An 18,655-nucleotide genomic window follows, 5' to 3' on the forward strand; every position below is an offset into this window, starting at 1 on the left:
ATGTGGAAGCCCAGTAATGGGTGGAGCTGACCGGTACTAATAGGCCGAGGGCTTGTCCTCAGTTGCTCGCGTCCACTGTGTTAGTTCTGAAGCAATGAACTCCCATTTGCCGGTTGAGTTCAACTTCATAGTGTTTCGGTGGTCATAGCGTTAGGGAAACGCCCGGTTACATTCCGAACCCGGAAGCTAAGCCTTTCAGCGCCGATGGTACTGCAGGGGGGACCCTGTGGGAGAGTAGGACGCCGCCGAACAAATTTTAGCCTCAACCCCCGGATTTATTCCGGGGGTTGAGGCATTTTTGCGTTCTAGGCTTGGTGCATGCGATACGACCTGGTCATTTTCGACAACGACGGTGTGCTGGTGGACAGCGAGCCGATCTCGAACACCTTGTTGGCCGGCTATCTGACGGAGCTGGGGCATCCGACGACGTACGAGGAGTCGGTGCGGGACTACATGGGGTCCGCGATGCACCGGATCCATGAGCTGGTCGAGGAGCGGAGTGGGGAGAAGCTGCCGGCGGAGTTCGACGAGACGTTCCACGCGCGGGTCTTCGCTGCCTTCCGGGCGGAGCTGGAGGCTGTGGCCGGGGCAGGGGACGTGCTGAAGGGGCTGGCCGAGGCGGGGGTTCCGTACTGCGTGGCCTCGTCCGGGAGTCATGAGCGGATCAGGGTGGGGCATCGGAAGACCGGGCTCGACGTGTACTTCAGGGACGACGTTGTGTTCAGCGCCGAGGACGTCGGGCGGGGGAAGCCGGCGCCGGACCTCTTCCTGTACGCGGCGGAGCGGATGGGGGTCGCGCCCGAGCGGTGTGTGGTGGTGGAGGACAGCGCGCTGGGGGTGCGGGCGGCGCTGGCGGCGGGGATGGACGTGTACGGGTTCACCGCGATGACGCCGGAGGCGAAGCTGGCGGGTGCCAAGGGCTACTTCGGGCGGATGGAGGAGCTTCCCGCGATTTTGGGGATGTGATCCATCTACCCAGCGGTAGTTTCCGGCCGTACGCTGTGCCGCCATGACAGATGCGCGGTTGCGGCGTGGGCGGGGATCCCTGGCGGTCAGTTTCTTCGTGCAGGGAGTCACCTTCGCCCTGCTCGTGACACGGATACCGGCGATCCAGGATCAGTACGGGATCTCGGACGGGCTGCTGCCCGCGTTCCTGGCGGCGGTGCCGATTCTGGCCGGTGTGGCGAGCGTGGCGACCGAGAAGGTCGTGGCGCGGGTGGGGCCGGCGGTGGTGCTGCGGTGGGCGCAGCCGTTCGTGCTGCTGGCCCTGCTGGCGGTGGGGGCCGGGTCGGAGCTGTGGGCGGCGGCGGTCGCGCTGGGTCTTTTCGGTCTGGCGGTGGGGGCGCTGGACGCCTCGATGAACATGTTGGGGGTGAGCCTCCAGCGGGCGTACGGGCGGAGCATCATGCTCGGCTTCCATGCCTCGTACAGCCTCGGGGGGATCGCGGGGGCGTCGCTGGCGTGGGTGGGGGCGCACTGGCACCTGTCGCTGTTCGTGTCGTATCTGCCGGTGGTGGCGGTGCTGCTGCCCGTGGTGCTCGTCGGGAGCCGGTGGTATGTGGCCGGTGGGGACGGGCCGGTGGAGGTGGCGGGGGAGAGCAAGGGGAGCGGGATCGCGTTCAAGCTGCTGCTGCCGCTGTGTCTGGTGATGACCTTCGCGTACATCGGGGATTCCACGGTCTCCAACTGGAGTGCCAAGTACCTCCAGGACGTGCTCGGGAGTTCGGAGGAGCTGGCGACGGTGCCGTACAACGCGTACATGGTGACGACGCTGCTCGGGCGGGCCGTGGGGGACCTGGGGGTGCGGCGGCTAGGGGCCGTGGCGGTCGTGCGGGGCGGGGCGGTGCTCGCGGCGCTGGGGTTCGCGGTGGTGGCGGTGGCGCAGGGGGCGTGGGCGGGGATCGCCGGGTTCACGGTGCTGGGGTTCGGGCTGAGTGTGATCGTGCCGCAGACGTTCGCGGCGGCGGGCCGGTTGTTCCCGGAGAACAGTGACGCGGCGGTGGCGCGGCTCAATGTCTTCAACTACGTGGGTTTCCTGATCGGGTCGCCGCTGGTGGGGGCGTTGGGGGACGCGTGGAGCTATCGGTGGGCGATGGTGGTGCCGATGGCGCTGGTCCTGGTGACGGTGGTGTATGCCACGTCGTTCGGTTCGCGTGGGGCCCGATACGGTGGCGGGCATGAGCGGCCGCGCACTGTTGATGTGGGATGAAGCTGTCACGCAGTACGACTTCGGGTCGGAGCACCCGATGGATCCGGTACGGCTTGCGCTGACGATGTCGCTGGTGCGGGCCTTCGGGCTCGACCGGGCGGTGGACGTGGTCGCGGCGAAGCCGGCCGGGGACTCGACGCTGCGGCTGGTGCACCGCGAGGACTATGTGGCGGCGGTGAAGGCGGCTTCGGTGGATCCGCGCCACGCGGACCAGGCGTACGGGATCGGGACGGTCGACGATCCGGCGTTCGCGGGGATGCACGAGGTGTCGGCGCTGATCGCGGGGCAGTCGGTGGGGGCGGCCGAGGCGGTGTGGCGCGGGGAGGCGGCGCACGCGGTGAACTTCGCGGGCGGGCTGCATCACGCGATGCCGGGGGCGGCCTCGGGGTTCTGTATCTACAACGACGCGTCGCTGGCGATCGCGCGGCTCCTGGAGCTGGGGGCGGAGCGGGTCGCGTACGTGGACGTGGACGTGCATCACGGGGACGGGGTGCAGGCGGCGTTCTGGGAGGACCCGCGGGTTCTGACGGTGTCGCTGCACGAGCATCCGCGGACGCTGTTCCCGCAGACGGGGTGGCCGGAGGAGACGGGCGGCGCGGGGGCGGGTGAGGGCGGGGCGGTGAACGTGGCGCTGCCGGCGGGGACGGGGGACGCGGGGTGGCTGCGGGCCTTCCACGCGGTGGTGCCGGAGCTGCTGGCGGACTTCCGGCCGCAGGTCCTGGTGACGCAGCACGGGGCGGACACGCACTTCGAGGATCCGCTGGCGCATCTGGCGGTGTCGCTGGACGCGCAGCGGGCGGTGCAGGAGGCCTGTCACGAGCTGGCGCACGCGTACGCGGACGGGCGCTGGCTGGCGCTCGGTGGCGGCGGGTACGCGGTGGTGGACGTCGTGCCGCGGTCGTGGACGCATCTGGTGGGGATCGCGGCGCACGCTCCGGTGGCTCCGGAGTCGGTGATCCCGTCGTCGTGGCGGGACGAGGTGTACGCGCGGACCCGGCAGTTGGGGCCGGCGCGGATGACGGACGGGCGGTGGCCGGTGGGCTTCCGTGACTGGGCGGAGGGGTACGACCCGGCGGACCGGCTCGACCAGTCGGTGCTGGCGACGCGGAAGGCGGCTTTTCCGCTGCGGGGGCTGCTCGCCTGAGGTTCCGCGCGGGGCCGTGCTGGAACGGACGCGTGGGTGTTACGCCGACTGTGGGGTGTCCGGGAGGTTTGGGTACCCGGGCGGTGGTGTTCCGGCAGCATCGGGAGGGTGTTGAGTACCGGGGCGCTGCGGGCGCATCTGTTGGCGGCGGGGTTGGCGGGGACGGTGGCGACGTCGCGGGAGGAGAGCCTGCGGAGCTATCGGCTGTTCGCGGCGCGGGATCCGCGGGTGTTGCTGGGGCTGGATCCGGCGTGGGGGTGGGGTGAGGCGGAGCTGCTGCGGCTGATGGCGGACAAGTGCGGGGTGTCGGGGGATCCGGCGCACCGTTCGGGGCCGGACGTCATCGATCCGGAGCGTACGTTGAGGGGGCTCGACGCGTTCGCGGCGCGGTTGGGGGCGGCGGCGGCGCGGCGGGTTCCGGTGCTGTTGGGGACGGGGCATCCGCATCGTCTGCTCGGTTTCTACGTCGCTCTCGCAGACGCCTTGTCGGCGGCGGGATGTCTTGTCCTCACCCCGGCGCAGGGGCGATGTGTCGACATAACGACCCGGTTCGGCGTACGCACGTACCTGCTCGACTACGTGCGGGGGGTGGCGCTGGTACGGGAGCCGGGCCCGTCGGGGGGAGGGCGTGAGCCGGGGGCGCACTCCCACTCGCCGCTGCCGGTTAGGGCGGCGCTGGAGTCCGCGGCGGAGAGCGGGGGTCCGCTGCCGGAGCTGGTGGTGGGGGACCACGGATGGGTCTGCGGTGCTGGTCAGCTGGGTATCGAGGCCATCGGTCTGGCCGATACGGATGATCCCGCGCTGTTCGTGGGTGAGGCGGAGGGGCAGGTGTCGGTGGCCGTTCCGCTTGATGACGGCGTGCGCTCCGACTACTACCGTCCTCTCACGCGCTATGTACTCAATCGAGCGTGTCTGTCACGGTAAACGGCCGATGGCAGCTCCTCTTCCCCACTCGTACCACCCGCCCCTAGTCTGGAGAGTGAGCGCTCGGCGACGAAGAGTCACCGGAGGGGAAGCCGGTGGGCGTCGCGGCGGAAGGTACAGGTGGGTCATGGCTGCTGGCGATCGACCTCTCAACGAGGTCAAGTTTCTGACCGTGGCGGAAGTCGCCGCGGTGATGCGCGTCTCCAAGATGACCGTGTACCGCTTGGTGCACAGCGGTCATCTGCCGGCGATCCGGGTGGGCAGGTCCTTCCGGGTGCCGGAACAGGCGGTTCACGAGTACCTGAGGGAGTCCTTCGTGGGGGTGGGCACCGCGTAGCGAGCGCGCGGCGGAACACCGGGAGAGCTCCATGCGGCCCTCGGATTACGAGCGCGGTCCTCGGGACGGTAGGCTAGGCCGACGTAGGTCGTGTGGGCCCAGACGCCCCGCACCGATCCCCGCCGGGAGGCGGGGATGTTCCGAGAAGTGAGCGAGGGTAGTCGTGGGCTCTGTTATCAAGAAGCGGCGCAAGCGGATGGCGAAGAAGAAGCACCGCAAGCTGCTCAAGCGCACGCGCGTTCAGCGTCGCAACAAGAAGTAAGGCGACCGCTGCACCGCAGCAATCGTGCGTAAGGCGTGGCCCCTCACCGTTCGCGGTGGGGGGCCTCGCTGTTTGTGGCGCGTGACTGGCGCGGACTTTATGGCGTGGAAATCTGCAGGCGCTACGGTGGCGACCAACGGAAGACGACGGAAGGCGCTGATCTTGGGCAAGGTCGTGCTCGTCACCGGTGCTGCCCGGCATCTCGGCGGCCGCTTCGTGCGGCGGATCCAGCGGGACCCCGAGGTGGACCGGGTGATCGCGGTGGATGCGGTCGATCCGGCGCACCAGCTGGGCGCCGCCGAGTTCGTACGGGCCGACATCCGCCGGCCGGAGATCGCGAAGGTCCTCGCCGAGCACGACGTCGACACGGTGGTCCATCTGGACGTCACCGGTACGGCGCTGGGGGCCGGCGGGCGGACGTCGGTCAAGGAGACCAACGTCATCGGCACCATGCAGCTGCTCGGCGCCTGCCAGAAGTCGCCGCTGATCCGGCGCCTCGTGATCAAGTCCAGTACGAGCGTCTACGGCTCCGCTCCCCGCGACCCGGCCGTCTTCACCGAGACGACCGCGGCGAAGTCGCTGCCGAGCGGAGGCTTCGCCAAGGACGCCGTCGAGGTCGAGGGGTACGTGCGCGGCTTCGCCCGGCGCCGGCCCGACGTGGCCGTGTGCGTGCTGCGGTTCGCGAACATCCTCGGGCCCCGGATCGACTCCCCGCTGGCCGAGTACCTGGCGCTGCCGGTGCTGCCGACCGTCCTGGGCTACGACCCCCGGCTGCAGTTCGTCCACGAGGACGACGTGGTCGACGTGCTGCGCCTGGCGGCGCACGAGCCCCGCAGGGCGACCCAGAACAGCGGCACGTTCAACGTGGCCGGCGACGGGGTGCTGCTGCTGTCCCAGTGCGCGCGGCGGCTCGGCCGGCCCACCGTGCCGGTGCTGCTGCCCGCGGTCACCTGGGTGGGCACGGCGCTGCGGACGGTCGGGATCACCGACTTCGCGCCCGAGCAGATCCGGCTGCTCACCCACGGCCGGGTCGTGTCGACGGTGCAGACGCGCGAGGTCCTCGGCTTCTCGCCGCGGCACACGACGGCGGAGACCTTCGCGGACTTCGTGCGCGGCCGTGGGCCCGGGCTGCTGCCGCCGGAGACGCTCGCGGGGGCGGTGGACCGGCTCGCCGGGCGGCTGCTCGGGACCGCGGCGCCGGCTTCCCCCGTATCCCCTGTTCCCCCTGTTCACGACGGCGCCTGAGGAGACCGGACAAGCGATGGCGGACGCCAAGGTCATTCCGTTCGACGACGACCGCTCGCGGGCCCGGCGACGGCCCTCCCGGGCCGATGGCGAGGCGGCGGCCGTACGGGCCCTCCCGGGGCCGCAGCAGGCCGCCCGGGAGCCGGAGGAGGCCGAGGCCGCCCTGGACCCGCACGGCGGGGACGGCGGGTCCGGGGCGGAGCCGGGCGCCGGCGGCGCGGGCGGGGGCTGGGAGCGGCGGCTCGCGGGCGGACTCGCGTTCCTGCGGCGCCGGATCACCGGCGACTACGAGGTCGACGAGTTCGGCTACGACGAGGAGCTCACCGACCAGGTCCTGATGTCGCTGCTCCGCCCGCTGTACGAGAAGTACTTCCGGGTGGAGGTGAAGGGCGTCGAGAACATCCCGGCCGAGGGCGGGGCGCTGATCGTCGCCAACCACTCGGGGACCGTGCCGCTGGACGGGCTGATGATGCAGGTCGCCGTCCACGACCATCACCCGGCCGGGCGGCATCTGCGGCTGCTCGCCGCCGACCTGGTGTTCGTGCTGCCGATCGTCAACGAGCTGGCCCGGAAGGCGGGGCACACACTGGCGTGCGCGGAGGACGCGGAGCGGCTGCTGCGGGCCGGGGAGATCGTCGGGGTGATGCCGGAGGGCTTCAAGGGGATCGGGAAGCCGTTCGGGGAGCGGTACAAGCTCCAGCGGTTCGGCCGGGGCGGCTTCGTGTCGACGGCGCTGCGGGCCGGGGTGCCGATCGTGCCCTGCTCGATCGTAGGGGCCGAGGAGATATACCCGATGCTCGGGAACGCCAAGACGCTGGCGCGTGTGCTCGGGTTCCCGTACTTCCCGCTGACGCCGACCTTCCCGTGGCTGGGGCCGCTGGGCGCCGTGCCGCTGCCGACGAAGTGGACCATCCAGTTCGGTGAGCCGATCCCGACGGATGCGTACGCGCCCGAGGCGGCGGAGGACCCGATGCTGATGTTCAACCTGACGGATCAGGTGCGGGAGCAGATCCAGCACACGCTGTACAAGCTGTTGGTGCAGCGGAGGTCGGTGTTCTTCTGACGGATCCGGTCACGGGCCTGTTCGGTCAAGGGCCTGTCCGGTCAAGAGAAGAGGGGCGCCCCCCGTCCGTGGGGGCGCCCCTCTTCTCTTGCTAGCGAGCGTCCTCGCTGTCGATGCCGAGGCCTGGAAGGAGGCCCGGCAGGAGTGGTGGCAGGGTGACGTCCGGGACACCGGGGGCGGATTCGCCGGTGGGGGTCGTCGGGCTGCCGGTCGGGGAGGGCTTGAGGAGTCCGCCGGCGCTGCCGCCGAGGAGTCCGTCGTCCTCCGGTGAGCCCGTGCCGGTGCCGGAGCTCGGGCTGGTGCCCGTGCTGGGGCCGGACGGGCGGGGCGGTGCCGAGTGGCTGCCCTGGGTGGGGGTGTCGCCGGTCGGCGGACGCTGGGTGTCCGTGCCCTGGCTGCCGCTCGGGGAGCCGGTCCTGCCGCTGGGGCTCTCGGAGCCGATCGCGCCCTTCTCCGGGGTGCGGGGAAGCACCGACTGGAGCGGCTCGACGTCATCGTTTATGGCGTCGAAGACGTGCGTCACCTCGCTGCCGACGTCCGCGAGCTGGACGGGGAGCCGGTCGCGGAGGCCGTTCCAGGTGTCGCGGTGGGCCTGGGCGAAGGAGTTGAGCCGGGCCATCGGGCCGATCTCGCCGTCCCGCTGGTACGCCTGGCGGAGCAGCCGCCGGCCTTCGCTGGCGTCGTGCTTCATTCCGCTCAGGACGCGGCGGATCTCGGTGAGCGACTCGTGGTCGAGGTCGCCCGCGCGGCCGCGCTCCATGAGCCTGCGGGCTTCGCTGAGGCGGGTGGAGGCCTGGTCGAGGTAGATGCCGCCGCGGTCCGCGTCGTCGTCCGCCATGCCCAGCTTGATGTCCTCCATGCCCCGCTTGAGCCCGTAGAGCGAGTCACCCGGCAGGGCGTCGGAGCTGGCAGCGGCCACTCCGCCGAAGGCTCCGGCCGCCACACCGACGGTGAGACCGCCGGCGGCGAGGCCCTTGGTCCAGCGGGATCGGGGGCGGAGCTTGCGGAGCGGGGAGGCCCGGTGGGTTCCCTTGCCGCCGGCCGTCCGCTGCTCCGGCACCGTAGGGCCCGCGGCCGCGCTCCCCTCCATGAGCATCGCTTCCATGGCGGCGACGAGCTGTGCTCGCTGCACCACCTTGACCTCGGGATCCAGCTGTGGCTTCGGCAGCTCGCCGAGACCGTTCGCCAAGGCCAAAAGCCGCCCCTGCTCGGCCGGTTCGGCCGGGGCTTCGGGCTGCTCGGCCGCCGCGCCCTCGGACGCCCGGTCCTCCAGGGCCTGGGCGAAGGCGTTCGCCCGCCGGTGCGCCGATACGTTCGCGATCACTGGCGGCACCTCCTCTCGTCATGACGGTCGACTCCCCGGGGTGTCCGGAAGGTTGCACACCTTGAGCGCATCCACACGAAAGAGTGAGTGGCTGCGGACATGGCGTGTCCACAGGGAGCCTGCATCCCGCACAACGAGCGGCGCGGCACTTGGGTTACGCGCGAAAGATGATCGGACCAGTGCGTCATCGAGGCGTCACCGACTGTGAGTTGGGCGGGGGTCGTGGGGGCGTGGGGGGAGGTACGGGCGTGGGGGTGCCGACCGGGGGCGGGGGGCGCGTGTGGGGGGCGCGAACCGGTCAGCGGGCGTCGTCCGGGAGGAGGCGGGCCAGGGTGCGGACGGCCCGGTACTGGAGGGTCTTGATGGCACCCTCGTTCTTCCCCATGACCCGGGCGGTCTCGGCGACCGAGAGGCCCTGGAGGAAGCGCAGGGTCACGCACTCCTGCTGCTGGGGGTTGAGGCGGCGGACCGCGTCGAGCAGCGCCGCGTTGGAGAGGGACTCGAGGACGGAGTCCTCGGGGCTGCGCTCCACCTCGTTGGCGTCGAGCATTTCGCCGGTGGTGACTTCGAGGCGGAAGCGGCTGGACTTGAAGTGGTCCGCGACCAGGTTCCTGGCGATGGTGACGAGCCAGGCGCCGAAGTCGCGGCCCTGCCAGGTGAAGGTGGAGATCCGGCGCAGGGCGCGCAGGAAGGTCTCGCTGGTGAGGTCCTCCGCCGTCGCCTTACCGCCGACGCGGTAGTAGATGTAGCGGTAGACGGTGTCGCTGTACTGGTCGTACAGCCGGCCGAAGGCTTCGGCCTCGCCGGCCTGGGCCCGCTCGACCAGGTCCATCATGCGGGCGCTGTCGCTGTCGGCGGTGGGTCGGCGGTGGGTGGTCGAGGTCGTGGAGCGCGCACCACGTCTGCCCACGGCGGCCCCGCCGTCGGCCAGGGCGTAGCAAGGGCCGGCGGGTGCCGGTGCGGCGAAGGCGAAGGCGGGGACAGGGCCGGCGTACGCGGTGGGGACGAAGCCGCGCAAGTGGTCGAGGACCGTTGCGCGCAGCGTAGCCAGGCCCGAGGTGTCAACCCCGACGTGTGGGTACACGGGACTCCCAGAGGCAGAGCTTCCATCACGTGCAGTGCGGGACCGTTCACCCGTCGTGGCGACGTGAGGGGTCCTTTGTGCGTCTGAGGAGAATAACGCTTCGTACAGGCAGCGCTACACCCAGTTGCTCAAATCACCGGTTCCGTCGTTTCCGTTACTGCTTGCAGTCGGATAAAGGCCCAGTTCGTGACTGGTTGTTGATCACTTTGCTTCCGAGTGTGACTGCGCAGGCGGTGAGTTGTGCTCAAGTGCGGGGCGGGTGAGTGATTGTGGCCGCTGCTGGGTAAGGAGTCCGGAATGCCCGCGGGTCGACGTGTGCGGGGGTGTTCGACCACGGACGGGTGAGGGCGCTTGGTCCGGGGTTGTCGCAGATGATCGCAGCCGAAACGTATCGGCAGACGGGCGACGCGCCGGGCGGAGAGAGCCGGGTGATCTTCGGCGGGGCCGCGTCAGTGGCGGCGGCGGTGCAGCGCGACCGCGGCGGCGGTGCCGCCCGCGATGGCGCCCAGGCCCGCGGCCGCGGGGATGCCGACCTTGGCGGCCTTGCGGCCGGTCCGGTAGTCGCGCAGCCGCCAGTCCCGGTCCTTCGCGTGCTTGCGGAGCTTGGCGTCCGGGTTGATCGCGTAGGGGTGGCCGACGAGCGAGAGCATCGGGATGTCGTTGTGGGAGTCGCTGTACGCGGCGCAGCGGCTCAGGTCGAGGCCCTCGGCGGCGGCGAGGGCCCGTACCGCCTCGGCCTTGGCGGGGCCGTGCAGGGGCTCGCCGACCAGCTTGCCGGTGTAGACGCCGTCGACGGACTCGGCGACCGTGCCGAGCGCGCCGGTCAGGCCGAGCCGCCGGGCGATGATCGTGGCCGTCTCGACCGGGGCGGCGGTGACCAGCCAGACCTTCTGGCCCGCGTCGAGGTGCGCCTGGGCGAGGCCGCGGGTGCCGGGCCAGATGCGGTCGGCCATGTACTCGTCGTAGATCTCCTCGCCGATCGACATCAGTTCGGAGACGCGGTGGCCCTGGACGATGGACAGCGCGCTGTCGCGGGCGTCCTGCATGTGCTCGGGGTCCTCGACGCCGGCGAGCCTGAACCAGGCCTGCTGCCAGGCGAAGCGGGCGAGTTCGCGGCGCTGGAAGAACTTCCGCTTGTAGAGGCCGCGGCCGAAGTGGAAGATCGCGGCGCCCTGCATCACGGTGTTGTCGAGGTCGAAGAAGGCGGCGGCCCGTACGTCCCCGACGACCGGGAACTCCGGTTCGGCGGGCGCTTCGGCCTCGGCGGCGCCGGTCGACGCGGCCGCCTCCTCCCGCTCCCGTTCCAGCTGGAGCGAGGACTTGCGCGCTGCCTCGGCAGCGGCCTCGCCTGCGAGGACGCTGCGCGCGGTGGCGGAGCGCCTACGGGGGGTGAGCCATCCCAGAGCGGCCATATCGTGAGCATAGCCAGTCTGTTCGGTACTTCCCGACTTGTGACGATGCCAGGGCGTGAACACTGTGGGGCTCCCCTGTTAATCCGTGGCGGGGTCCCGTACGGCCGAGGGGACAGAATGGACGGCATGTTCGGACGGACGAAGAAGAAGGCCGATCCCGCCTCGCGCACCGTGACGCTGATCGGCAAGCCGGGGTGTCATCTCTGCGACGACGCGCGCGCGGTGGTCGAGGCCGTGTGCGCGGAGACGGGTGCACGCTGGGAGGAGAAGGACATCTCCCAGGACGAGGAGCTCCACCGGGCGTACTGGGAGCAGATTCCGGTGGTCCTGATCGACGGCGAGCAGCACACGTTCTGGAAGGTGGACGCGGAGCGGCTCCGGCGCGAACTGGGTGCCTGACCGAAAGGCGGTTACCATCGTGGACGTTTTGTTGGGTTTCGGGGGCGGCGTCGTGAGAGGTGTGTGCGGTTTTGCCCCCTTCGGGTTCTCAACGCGCTGACGCGCTCCGCGGTTCCACGACGATACGAACCGGCCGCGTGACCCCGGTCACTTTGGCCAGACAAAACGGACACCATCTTTGTGCACGCGTTCACAAAGACATAGCCTGCATTCGACGGGGCGGTCTTGGGACATATGGCCGCCTGCAGCCCCGCTCATCCCGCAGGAGCACCGTGGCAACTGGCCGAACTCACCGACCGGCGACCCGTAGCCGAGGAATTCCCGAGGCCACCGTCGCCCGGCTTCCGCTGTATCTGCGCGCACTGACCGCGCTCTCGGAGCGCTCCGTACCCACGGTCTCCTCCGAGGAGCTCGCGGCCGCCGCGGGCGTCAACTCCGCGAAGCTGCGCAAGGACTTCAGCTACCTCGGCTCGTACGGCACCCGCGGGGTCGGCTACGACGTCGAGTACCTCGTCTACCAGATCTCCCGTGAGCTGGGGCTCACCCAGGACTGGCCCGTCGTCATCGTCGGCATCGGTAACCTCGGCGCCGCGCTCGCCGGCTACGGCGGCTTCGCCTCCCGTGGCTTCCGGGTCGCCGCGCTGATCGACGCCGACCCGGCCATGACCGGCAAGCCGGTCGCCGGGATCCCCGTACAGCACAGCGACGACCTCGAGAAGATCATCAACGAGGACGGCGTCTCCATCGGCGTCATCGCGACCCCGGCCGGCGTCGCCCAGCAGGTCTGCGACCGGCTCGTGGCCGCCGGAGTCACCTCCATCCTGAACTTCGCCCCGACCGTGCTCTCCGTGCCCGACGGCGTCGACGTCCGCAAGGTCGACCTCTCCATCGAGCTGCAGATCCTCGCCTTCCACGAGCAGCGCAAGGCCGGCGAGGAGTCGGGCAACGAGAACGCCCCGGAGACGGACGCCGAGACCACCGTCGCCACCCCGCCCGCCCCCCGCGGCGCGGGCGGCGGACGCAAGGGACCCGACGGGGACCTCCCCGCGGTGATGCCGGCATGAGCCTTCTCGTCGTCGGGCTGAGCCACCGCAGCGCACCCGTCTCCATCCTGGAGCGGGCCTCGCTGTCGGGGGACACCCAGGCCAAGCTCCTCCAGGACACCCTCGCCGCCGAACCGGCCGCCGAGGGCACCGTCCTGGCCACCTGCAACCGCATCGAGCTCTACGCCGACGTGGACAAGTTCCACGCCGGGGTCGCCGAGCTGTCGACGCTGCTCGCCCAGCACAGCGGCGTCGGCCTCGACGAGCTCACTCCTTATCTCTATGTGCACTACGAGGACCGGGCCGTCCACCACCTCTTCTCGGTGGCCTGCGGCCTCGACTCCATGGTCGTCGGCGAGGGCCAGATCCTCGGCCAGATCAAGGACGCCCTCGCCCTCGGCCAGGACCTGCACACCGCGGGACGCCTCCTCAACGACCTGTTCCAGCAGGCCCTGAGGGTCGGCAAGCGCGCCCACAGCGAGACCGGCATCGACCGGGCCGGGCAGTCGCTCGTCACCTTCGGCCTGGAGCAGCTCGCCGACGGCACCGACGTCGAGACCTGGGCCAAGGGCAAGAAGGCCCTCGTCATCGGCGCCGGCTCGATGTCCTCGCTGGCCGCCGCCACGCTCGCGCGCTCCGGCGTCTCCGAGATCGTCGTCGCCAACCGCACCCTGGCCCGCGCCGAGCGGCTCGCCCAGATCCTGAACGAGCCCGGTGGCACGGGAGCGGCCGCACGCGCGGTCGAGATGGTTGCCGTCGGCGACGAACTGACACGTGCCGACGTCGTCGTCTCCTGCACCGGCGCCACCGGACTCGTCCTCACCGGCGAGGCCGTCGAGAACGCCGTACAGGACCGCTCCGCGCCCCTGTACCTGCTCGACCTCGCCATGCCCCGCGACATCGACGCCGCCGCGCACCGCGTCCCCGGCGTCCGGCTCGTCGACATCGAGTCGCTCGCCGAGGCCTCCGCCGACGCGCCCATGGCCGCCGACGTCGACCAGGTCCGGGGCATCGTCTCCGACGAGGTCGCCGCCTTCGGCGCCGCCCAGCGCGCCGCCCACATCACCCCCACCGTCGTCGCCCTGCGCACCATGGCCGCCGACGTGGTGGCCAACGAGGTCGCCCGTCTCGAAGGCCGGCTCCCCGGCCTTGACGACAAGCAGCGCGCCGAGATCACCCAGACCGTGCGCCGGGTGGTCGACAAGCTCCTGCACGCGCCGACCGTGCGGGTCAAGCAGCTGGCCAGCGAGCCCGGCGGCGCCGGGTACGCGGACGCGCTGCGGACACTCTTCGACCTCGACCCGGAGACGGTGGCTTCTGTCAGCCGGGCCGACCTGAATGACGCCGACGTCAAGAACCGAGGGCGAGTATGACCGAGAGGGCACTGAGGCTCGGGACCAGGCGCAGCAAGCTCGCCATGGCCCAGTCCGGGCACGTGGCCGATGCCGTCCGGCAGCTGACCGGCCGGCCCGTCGAGCTCGTGGAGATCACGACGTACGGGGACACCTCCCGGGAGCACCTCGCGCAGATCGGCGGCACCGGCGTCTTCGTCGCCGCCCTGCGCGACGCGCTGCTCGCCGGCGAGGTGGACTTCGCCGTCCACTCCCTGAAGGACCTGCCGACCGCACAGCACCCGGAGCTCGTCCTGGCCGCGATCCCGCGGCGCGAGGACCCGCGCGACGTACTCATCGCGCGGGAGGGCGTCACGCTGGACACCCTCCCCAAGGGCGCCCGCGTCGGCACCGGCTCGCCGCGCCGGATGGCACAGCTGCACGCCTACGCGCGCAACCACGGCCTGGAGCTCACCTGCGTCCCGATCCGGGGGAACATCGACACCCGGGTCGGCTATGTACACAGCGGTGAACTGGACGCGGTGGTTCTCGCCGCGGCCGGCCTCAACCGCATCGGCGGGACGGCGGAGCTCACCGGCTCCCTGTCGCTCGACCACCTGTCGGTCGACTCCGTCCTGCCCGCCCCCGGTCAGGGGGCACTGGCGATCGAGTGTCCGGCGTCCGACGCCGACCTCGTCGCCACGCTCGCCGCGCTCGACGACCCGCACACCCGGGCCGCCGTGACCGCCGAGCGATCCCTGCTCGCCGCCCTCGAGGCCGGCTGCTCCGCACCCGTGGGTGCGCTGGCCGACCTCCAGGCCGACGACCCCGGTCACGGGCAGGTTGTCACCGAAATGCGCCTGCGCGGCGTCGTCGGCACCACCGACGGCTCGACGCTGGTGCAGCTGTCCACCACCGGACCCGTACCCACCTCGCACGACGAGGCCATGGCGCTCGGCCGCGAACTCGCGGACGAAATGCTCGCCAAGGGCGCGGCCGGTCTTATGGGGGAGCGAGCACTTTGAACCCCACCAGCCCGACCACCAGCCCCCTGTCCCCGGCCTTCGGCGGCCATGGACACGTGACGTTCCTCGGCGCAGGGCCGGGCGACCCCGGACTGCTGACCCTCAGGGCCGTCGAAGCCCTGGCGGGAGCGGACGTCCTGATCGCCGAGCCCGAGGTGCTCGAGGTCGTTCGCGGCCATGCCCGTGCGGGGGTGAGCACGCCTGAGCTGACGGTTGTTGACGAGGCGTCAACAGCCGCCGGTGTCCCCGTGTTGAGGGATGCGGCCAATCTTGTCATGGAGGCCGCGAGGGGCGGCAGGCGGGTCGTCCGTGCGGTGACCGGCGACCCCGGCCTCGACGGGAACGCGGGAGCCGAGATGCTCGCCTGCGCCGCCGAGGGCATCCCCTTCGAGGTCGTCCCCGGTGTCGCCACCGTCGTCGGCGTGCCCGCGTACGCGGGTGTGCCGCTGCGCGACGCGCAGGGTACGGACGTGCGCTTCGTCGACGCCCGTACCGCCGACGAGCGGTGCTGGGCCGAGGTCGGTGCCTCCGACGGCACCGTCGTCGTCTCCACCTCGCTCGACTCGGTCGCCGCCGCGGCCGGTGAGCTGGTGTCCGCGGGCCGTAAGCCGGACACCCCGCTCACCGTCACCATCGCCGGTACGACGACCAGGCAGCGCACCTGGAACGCGACCCTCGGCACCATCGCCCAGGTCTTCAAGCAGGGCAAGGTACTCCCCTCGCCCGAGGGCCACCGGCCGGTCATAGCCGTGGTCGGCGAGCGCAGCGCCGCCGCGCAGCGGGACCAGCTGTCGTGGTTCGAGTCGAAGCCGCTCTTCGGGTGGCGGGTGCTCGTGCCGCGTACCAAGGAGCAGGCCGCCTCGCTCTCCGACCAGCTGCGTTCCTACGGCGCGGTGCCGCACGAGGTGCCGACGATCGCCGTCGAGCCGCCGCGGACCCCGCAGCAGATGGAGCGGGCCGTGAAGGGGCTCGTCACCGGACGCTACGAGTGGATCGCCTTCACCTCGGTGAACGCGGTCAAGGCCGTGCGCGAGAAGTTCGAGGAGTACGGGCTCGACGCCCGCGCCTTCGCCGGGATCAAGGTCGCGGCCGTGGGCGAGCAGACCGCCGCCGCGCTCGTCGACTTCGGTGTGAAGCCGGACCTGGTGCCGTCGGGCGAGCAGTCCGCGGCCGGGCTCCTGGAGGACTGGCCGCCGTACGACCCGGTCTTCGACCCGATCGACCGCGTCTTCCTGCCGCGGGCCGACATCGCGACCGAGACGCTGGTCGCCGGTCTGATCGAGCTCGGCTGGGAGGTCGACGACGTCACCGCCTACCGGACCGTACGGGCCTCGCCGCCGCCGGCGGACACCCGTGAGGCGATCAAGGGCGGCGGTTTCGACGCGGTGCTCTTCACCTCGTCGTCCACCGTGCGGAACCTCGTCGGCATCGCCGGCAAGCCGCACAACGTGACCGTCATCGCCTGCATCGGCCCGGCCACCGCCAAGACGGCGGAGGAGCACGGCCTGCGGGTCGACGTCCTGTCGCCGGAGCCGTCGGTGCACAAGCTCGCCGAGGCCCTCGCCGACTTCGGCCTGCGCCGCCGCGAGGCCGCGCGCGAGGCCGGCGACCCGGTGACCCGGCCCAGCGAACGGCGCCCCGGGGCGCGGAGGCGTCGCACGACCTAGTCGGTGCGGTGTGGTTCCGAGCAGGGTGCGGGTCCCCTTGGGGGCTCGCACCCTGCTTTCGTCTGTGCGGGGGCCTTGGTGCGCGGGGGGTGCGGATATGCCCACAAGGTGTTGGTAAGGGGTGGGGGGCGGCGGGCGTAGTTTGGGGGGATGAACTCGTATGGATCGTTTCCTGGGGCGCGGCCGCGGAGGCTGCGGACGACGCCGGCAATGCGGCGGATGGTCGCTGAGACGCGGCTGCAGCCGGCGGACCTGATCCTGCCCGCGTTCGTGCGGGAGGGGATCTCGGAGCCGGTGGCGATCCAGGCGATGCCGGGGGTCGTCCAGCACACGCGGGACACGCTGCGGAAGGCCGCGGTGGAGGCGCTCGAGGCCGGGGTCTCCGGGATCATGCTGTTCGGCGTGCCCGAGGACGAGAAGAAGGACGGCGCGGGGACCGCGGGGACGGACCCGGACGGGATCCTCCAGGTCGCCATCCGCGACGTGAAGGCCGAGGTCGGCGACGAGCTCGTCATCATGTCGGACCTGTGCCTCGACGAGTACACCGACCACGGCCACTGCGGTGTCCTCGGCGAGGACGGGCGGGTCGACAACGACGCCACCCTGGAGCGCTACGCCGAGATGGCGCAGGTCCAGGCCGACGCCGGCGTCCACGTGGTGGGCCCCTCCGGGATGATGGACGGGCAGGTCGGAGTGATCCGGGACGCCCTGGACACCATCGGCAAGGAGGACGTCTCCATCCTCGCGTACACCGCGAAGTACTCCTCCGCCTTCTACGGCCCCTTCCGCGAGGCCGTCGGCTCCTCCCTCCAGGGCGACCGCAAGACCTACCAGCAGGACCCCGCCAACCTCCGCGAGTCGATGCGCGAGCTGGCGCTGGACCTGGAGGAGGGCGCGGACATGGTGATGGTGAAGCCGGCCGGCCCCTACCTCGACGTCCTGGCCAAGGTCGCCGAGGCGGTGGACGTCCCCGTCGCCGCGTACCAGATCAGCGGTGAGTACGCGATGGTCGAGGCGGCGGCCGAGAAGGGCTGGATCGACCGGGACAAGGCGATCCTGGAGACCCTCACCGGCATCCGGCGCGCCGGCGCGCAGATGATCCTCACCTACTGGGCCACCGAGGTCGCCCAGAAGCTCGCCGCCGGGCGCCGGTAGCCGGTTCCGGCGGGGCGGTTGCCGGTTCTGGCGGGGCGGTAGCCGGTTTCGGCGAGGTGGTTGCTCAGTCCCACCAGAAGCTCCAGACGGGGGCTTCGAGGAGGGCCTTCGCGGCGTACTCGCGCAGGGTGGCGTGGTGTCCCTGCGTGATGTTGTCCGGGCAGAACGCGAAGTGCTCCGCCGCCACCGCCTCGGCCTCCTCGGGAGTCCGGGGCGGTGCCGCCACCGAGACGAGCAGCTGGTCGGCGGTGAGGGCGACGACGCGGGCGCCGAACCGGTCCTCCCAGGAGCGGAGCACCGCGCACAGCCGCGCCACGTCGTTCTCGTGGTTCAGCGGGCCCGTCCAGCCGATGACCGCCGGTATGTCGGCGCTGCGCCGGGCCGGGACCAGGGCCGGGCGGGCGTCGGCGAGCCACGCGCCGGGCTCGGTGAGGGTCTCGGCGACGGCGGCCGCCGCGCGGTCGGGGTCCGAGCGCGGCGGGAGCGCGGGGGACCGGCCGGGCCAGCCGGCGGCGAAGGGGGCCACGATCTCCTCGTACTCCGGCTGCTCGCCGAACAGCTCCACCACGGCGGCGGTCGTCGCCGGGTCCCGGTCCTCCTCCGGTATCACCGAGGCCGCGTAGTCGTCCCAGAACTCGGCGAGCACCTCCTCGGCGTCGTGGTCCGCCGGGTCGGTCATCAGCTCCGGCATCAGGTGCCACTTGGCCAGGTCGCGCGGCCCGTCGAGCAGGACCGGCAGCAGCCCCGCCGAGCGGGCCGCCGGGCGCAGCGCCGCCCAGCCTTCGGGCCCCGCCGGGGCGTGCCCCGACCAGAGCCAGGGGGCGTCCGCCGGGCCTGTGAGGGCGCCGGGCGGCAGGTCGAGGCCGAGGGAACGGCCGGTCGGTTCGGCTGCGAGCCGGGGCAGCTGGTTCGGGATCATCGCCATGACGAGAACGTACGGTGCGGCACTGACAACGGGGTGTGAGCAGGGCGGATGCCGCCGCGGGCCGCGCCGGCCGGACGGGGGCCCGGGCGCGTGGCGGGCCCGTGGT

General features: G+C 71.5%; 18 protein-coding genes and 1 rRNA gene. 15 read left to right on the plus strand and 4 right to left on the minus strand.

Features of this window, described 5'->3' with window-relative positions; translation table 11 throughout:
• Nucleotides 1-134: 134 nt before the first annotated feature.
• From rrf to ACZ7G1_RS21680, 9 genes are all read left to right on the plus strand, one after another.
• A 5S ribosomal RNA gene (rrf, locus tag ACZ7G1_RS21640) occupies nucleotides 135-251 on the plus strand.
• Between the two features lie 67 nt (nucleotides 252-318).
• The gene (locus tag ACZ7G1_RS21645) at nucleotides 319-966 is read left to right on the plus strand and encodes an HAD family hydrolase (protein ID WP_470873927.1); all 648 of its coding nucleotides are present in this window, start codon (nucleotides 319-321) and stop codon (nucleotides 964-966) included.
• 43 nt (nucleotides 967-1,009) lie between these two features.
• A complete protein-coding gene (locus ACZ7G1_RS21650) occupies nucleotides 1,010-2,209 on the plus strand; it encodes an MFS transporter (RefSeq protein ID WP_470873929.1) in 1,200 nt (399 codons plus the stop codon).
• A complete protein-coding gene (locus ACZ7G1_RS21655; protein ID WP_470873931.1) occupies nucleotides 2,178-3,353 on the plus strand; it encodes an acetoin utilization protein AcuC in 1,176 nt (391 codons plus the stop codon). Before ACZ7G1_RS21650 ends, ACZ7G1_RS21655 begins: the two co-directional genes overlap by 32 nt.
• A gap of 108 nt (nucleotides 3,354-3,461) precedes the next feature.
• Nucleotides 3,462-4,277, plus strand: a complete 816-nt coding sequence (locus ACZ7G1_RS21660) for a phosphatase (protein ID WP_470873933.1) — start codon at nucleotides 3,462-3,464, stop codon at nucleotides 4,275-4,277.
• Nucleotides 4,278-4,404: 127 nt separating this feature from the next.
• Nucleotides 4,405-4,614, plus strand: a complete 210-nt coding sequence (locus ACZ7G1_RS21665; RefSeq protein ID WP_017240950.1) for a helix-turn-helix domain-containing protein — start codon at nucleotides 4,405-4,407, stop codon at nucleotides 4,612-4,614.
• A gap of 163 nt (nucleotides 4,615-4,777) precedes the next feature.
• Nucleotides 4,778-4,876 carry a 30S ribosomal protein bS22 gene (locus ACZ7G1_RS21670; protein WP_003948845.1) on the plus strand — a complete coding sequence of 33 codons (99 nt, stop codon included), beginning with the start codon at nucleotides 4,778-4,780 and terminating at the stop codon, nucleotides 4,874-4,876.
• A gap of 162 nt (nucleotides 4,877-5,038) precedes the next feature.
• Entirely contained in the window at nucleotides 5,039-6,121 is a 1,083-nt protein-coding gene (locus ACZ7G1_RS21675; RefSeq protein ID WP_470874387.1) for an NAD-dependent epimerase/dehydratase family protein, read from the plus strand.
• A gap of 16 nt (nucleotides 6,122-6,137) precedes the next feature.
• Entirely contained in the window at nucleotides 6,138-7,184 is a 1,047-nt protein-coding gene (locus ACZ7G1_RS21680) for a lysophospholipid acyltransferase family protein (protein WP_470873935.1), read from the plus strand.
• Nucleotides 7,185-7,275: 91 nt separating this feature from the next.
• On the opposite strand, the gene ACZ7G1_RS21685 is transcribed toward ACZ7G1_RS21680, so the two are convergent.
• From ACZ7G1_RS21685 to ACZ7G1_RS21695, 3 genes are all read right to left on the minus strand, one after another.
• Nucleotides 7,276-8,508 (minus strand): DUF5667 domain-containing protein, encoded by a 1,233-nt coding sequence (locus ACZ7G1_RS21685; RefSeq protein WP_470873936.1) that lies wholly within the window; start codon nucleotides 8,506-8,508, stop codon nucleotides 7,276-7,278.
• A gap of 298 nt (nucleotides 8,509-8,806) precedes the next feature.
• A complete protein-coding gene (locus tag ACZ7G1_RS21690) occupies nucleotides 8,807-9,592 on the minus strand; it encodes an ECF subfamily RNA polymerase sigma factor, BldN family (protein ID WP_017240953.1) in 786 nt (261 codons plus the stop codon).
• Nucleotides 9,593-10,041: 449 nt separating this feature from the next.
• Nucleotides 10,042-11,004, minus strand: coding sequence for an HAD family hydrolase (locus ACZ7G1_RS21695; protein ID WP_470873938.1), 963 nt, complete (start codon nucleotides 11,002-11,004; stop codon nucleotides 10,042-10,044).
• A gap of 117 nt (nucleotides 11,005-11,121) precedes the next feature.
• On the opposite strand from ACZ7G1_RS21695, the gene ACZ7G1_RS21700 reads away from it, so the two are divergent.
• The 6 genes from ACZ7G1_RS21700 (at nucleotide 11,122) to hemB (ending at nucleotide 17,624) form a co-directional block, all read left to right on the plus strand.
• Nucleotides 11,122-11,403 (plus strand): glutaredoxin family protein, encoded by a 282-nt coding sequence (locus tag ACZ7G1_RS21700; RefSeq protein WP_470873940.1) that lies wholly within the window; start codon nucleotides 11,122-11,124, stop codon nucleotides 11,401-11,403.
• Nucleotides 11,404-11,675: 272 nt separating this feature from the next.
• A complete protein-coding gene (locus ACZ7G1_RS21705; protein ID WP_470873942.1) occupies nucleotides 11,676-12,467 on the plus strand; it encodes a redox-sensing transcriptional repressor Rex in 792 nt (263 codons plus the stop codon).
• Nucleotides 12,464-13,819, plus strand: coding sequence for a glutamyl-tRNA reductase (locus ACZ7G1_RS21710; protein WP_470873943.1), 1,356 nt, complete (start codon nucleotides 12,464-12,466; stop codon nucleotides 13,817-13,819). Before ACZ7G1_RS21705 ends, ACZ7G1_RS21710 begins: the two co-directional genes overlap by 4 nt.
• Entirely contained in the window at nucleotides 13,816-14,802 is a 987-nt protein-coding gene (gene hemC / locus ACZ7G1_RS21715) for a hydroxymethylbilane synthase (RefSeq protein ID WP_470873945.1), read from the plus strand. The genes ACZ7G1_RS21710 and hemC overlap by 4 nt, the downstream gene beginning before the upstream one ends.
• Nucleotides 14,799-16,469 carry a bifunctional uroporphyrinogen-III C-methyltransferase/uroporphyrinogen-III synthase gene (locus ACZ7G1_RS21720; RefSeq protein WP_470873947.1) on the plus strand — a complete coding sequence of 557 codons (1,671 nt, stop codon included), beginning with the start codon at nucleotides 14,799-14,801 and terminating at the stop codon, nucleotides 16,467-16,469. Before hemC ends, ACZ7G1_RS21720 begins: the two co-directional genes overlap by 4 nt.
• A 150-nt stretch (nucleotides 16,470-16,619) precedes the next feature.
• Entirely contained in the window at nucleotides 16,620-17,624 is a 1,005-nt protein-coding gene (gene hemB / locus ACZ7G1_RS21725; protein WP_470873948.1) for a porphobilinogen synthase, read from the plus strand.
• Nucleotides 17,625-17,688: 64 nt separating this feature from the next.
• On the opposite strand, the gene ACZ7G1_RS21730 is transcribed toward hemB, so the two are convergent.
• A complete protein-coding gene (locus tag ACZ7G1_RS21730; protein ID WP_470873949.1) occupies nucleotides 17,689-18,549 on the minus strand; it encodes a DUF4253 domain-containing protein in 861 nt (286 codons plus the stop codon).
• Between the last annotated feature and the right edge of the window lie 106 nt (nucleotides 18,550-18,655).

Source organism: Streptomyces sp. NPDC037273 (assembly GCF_055603625.1).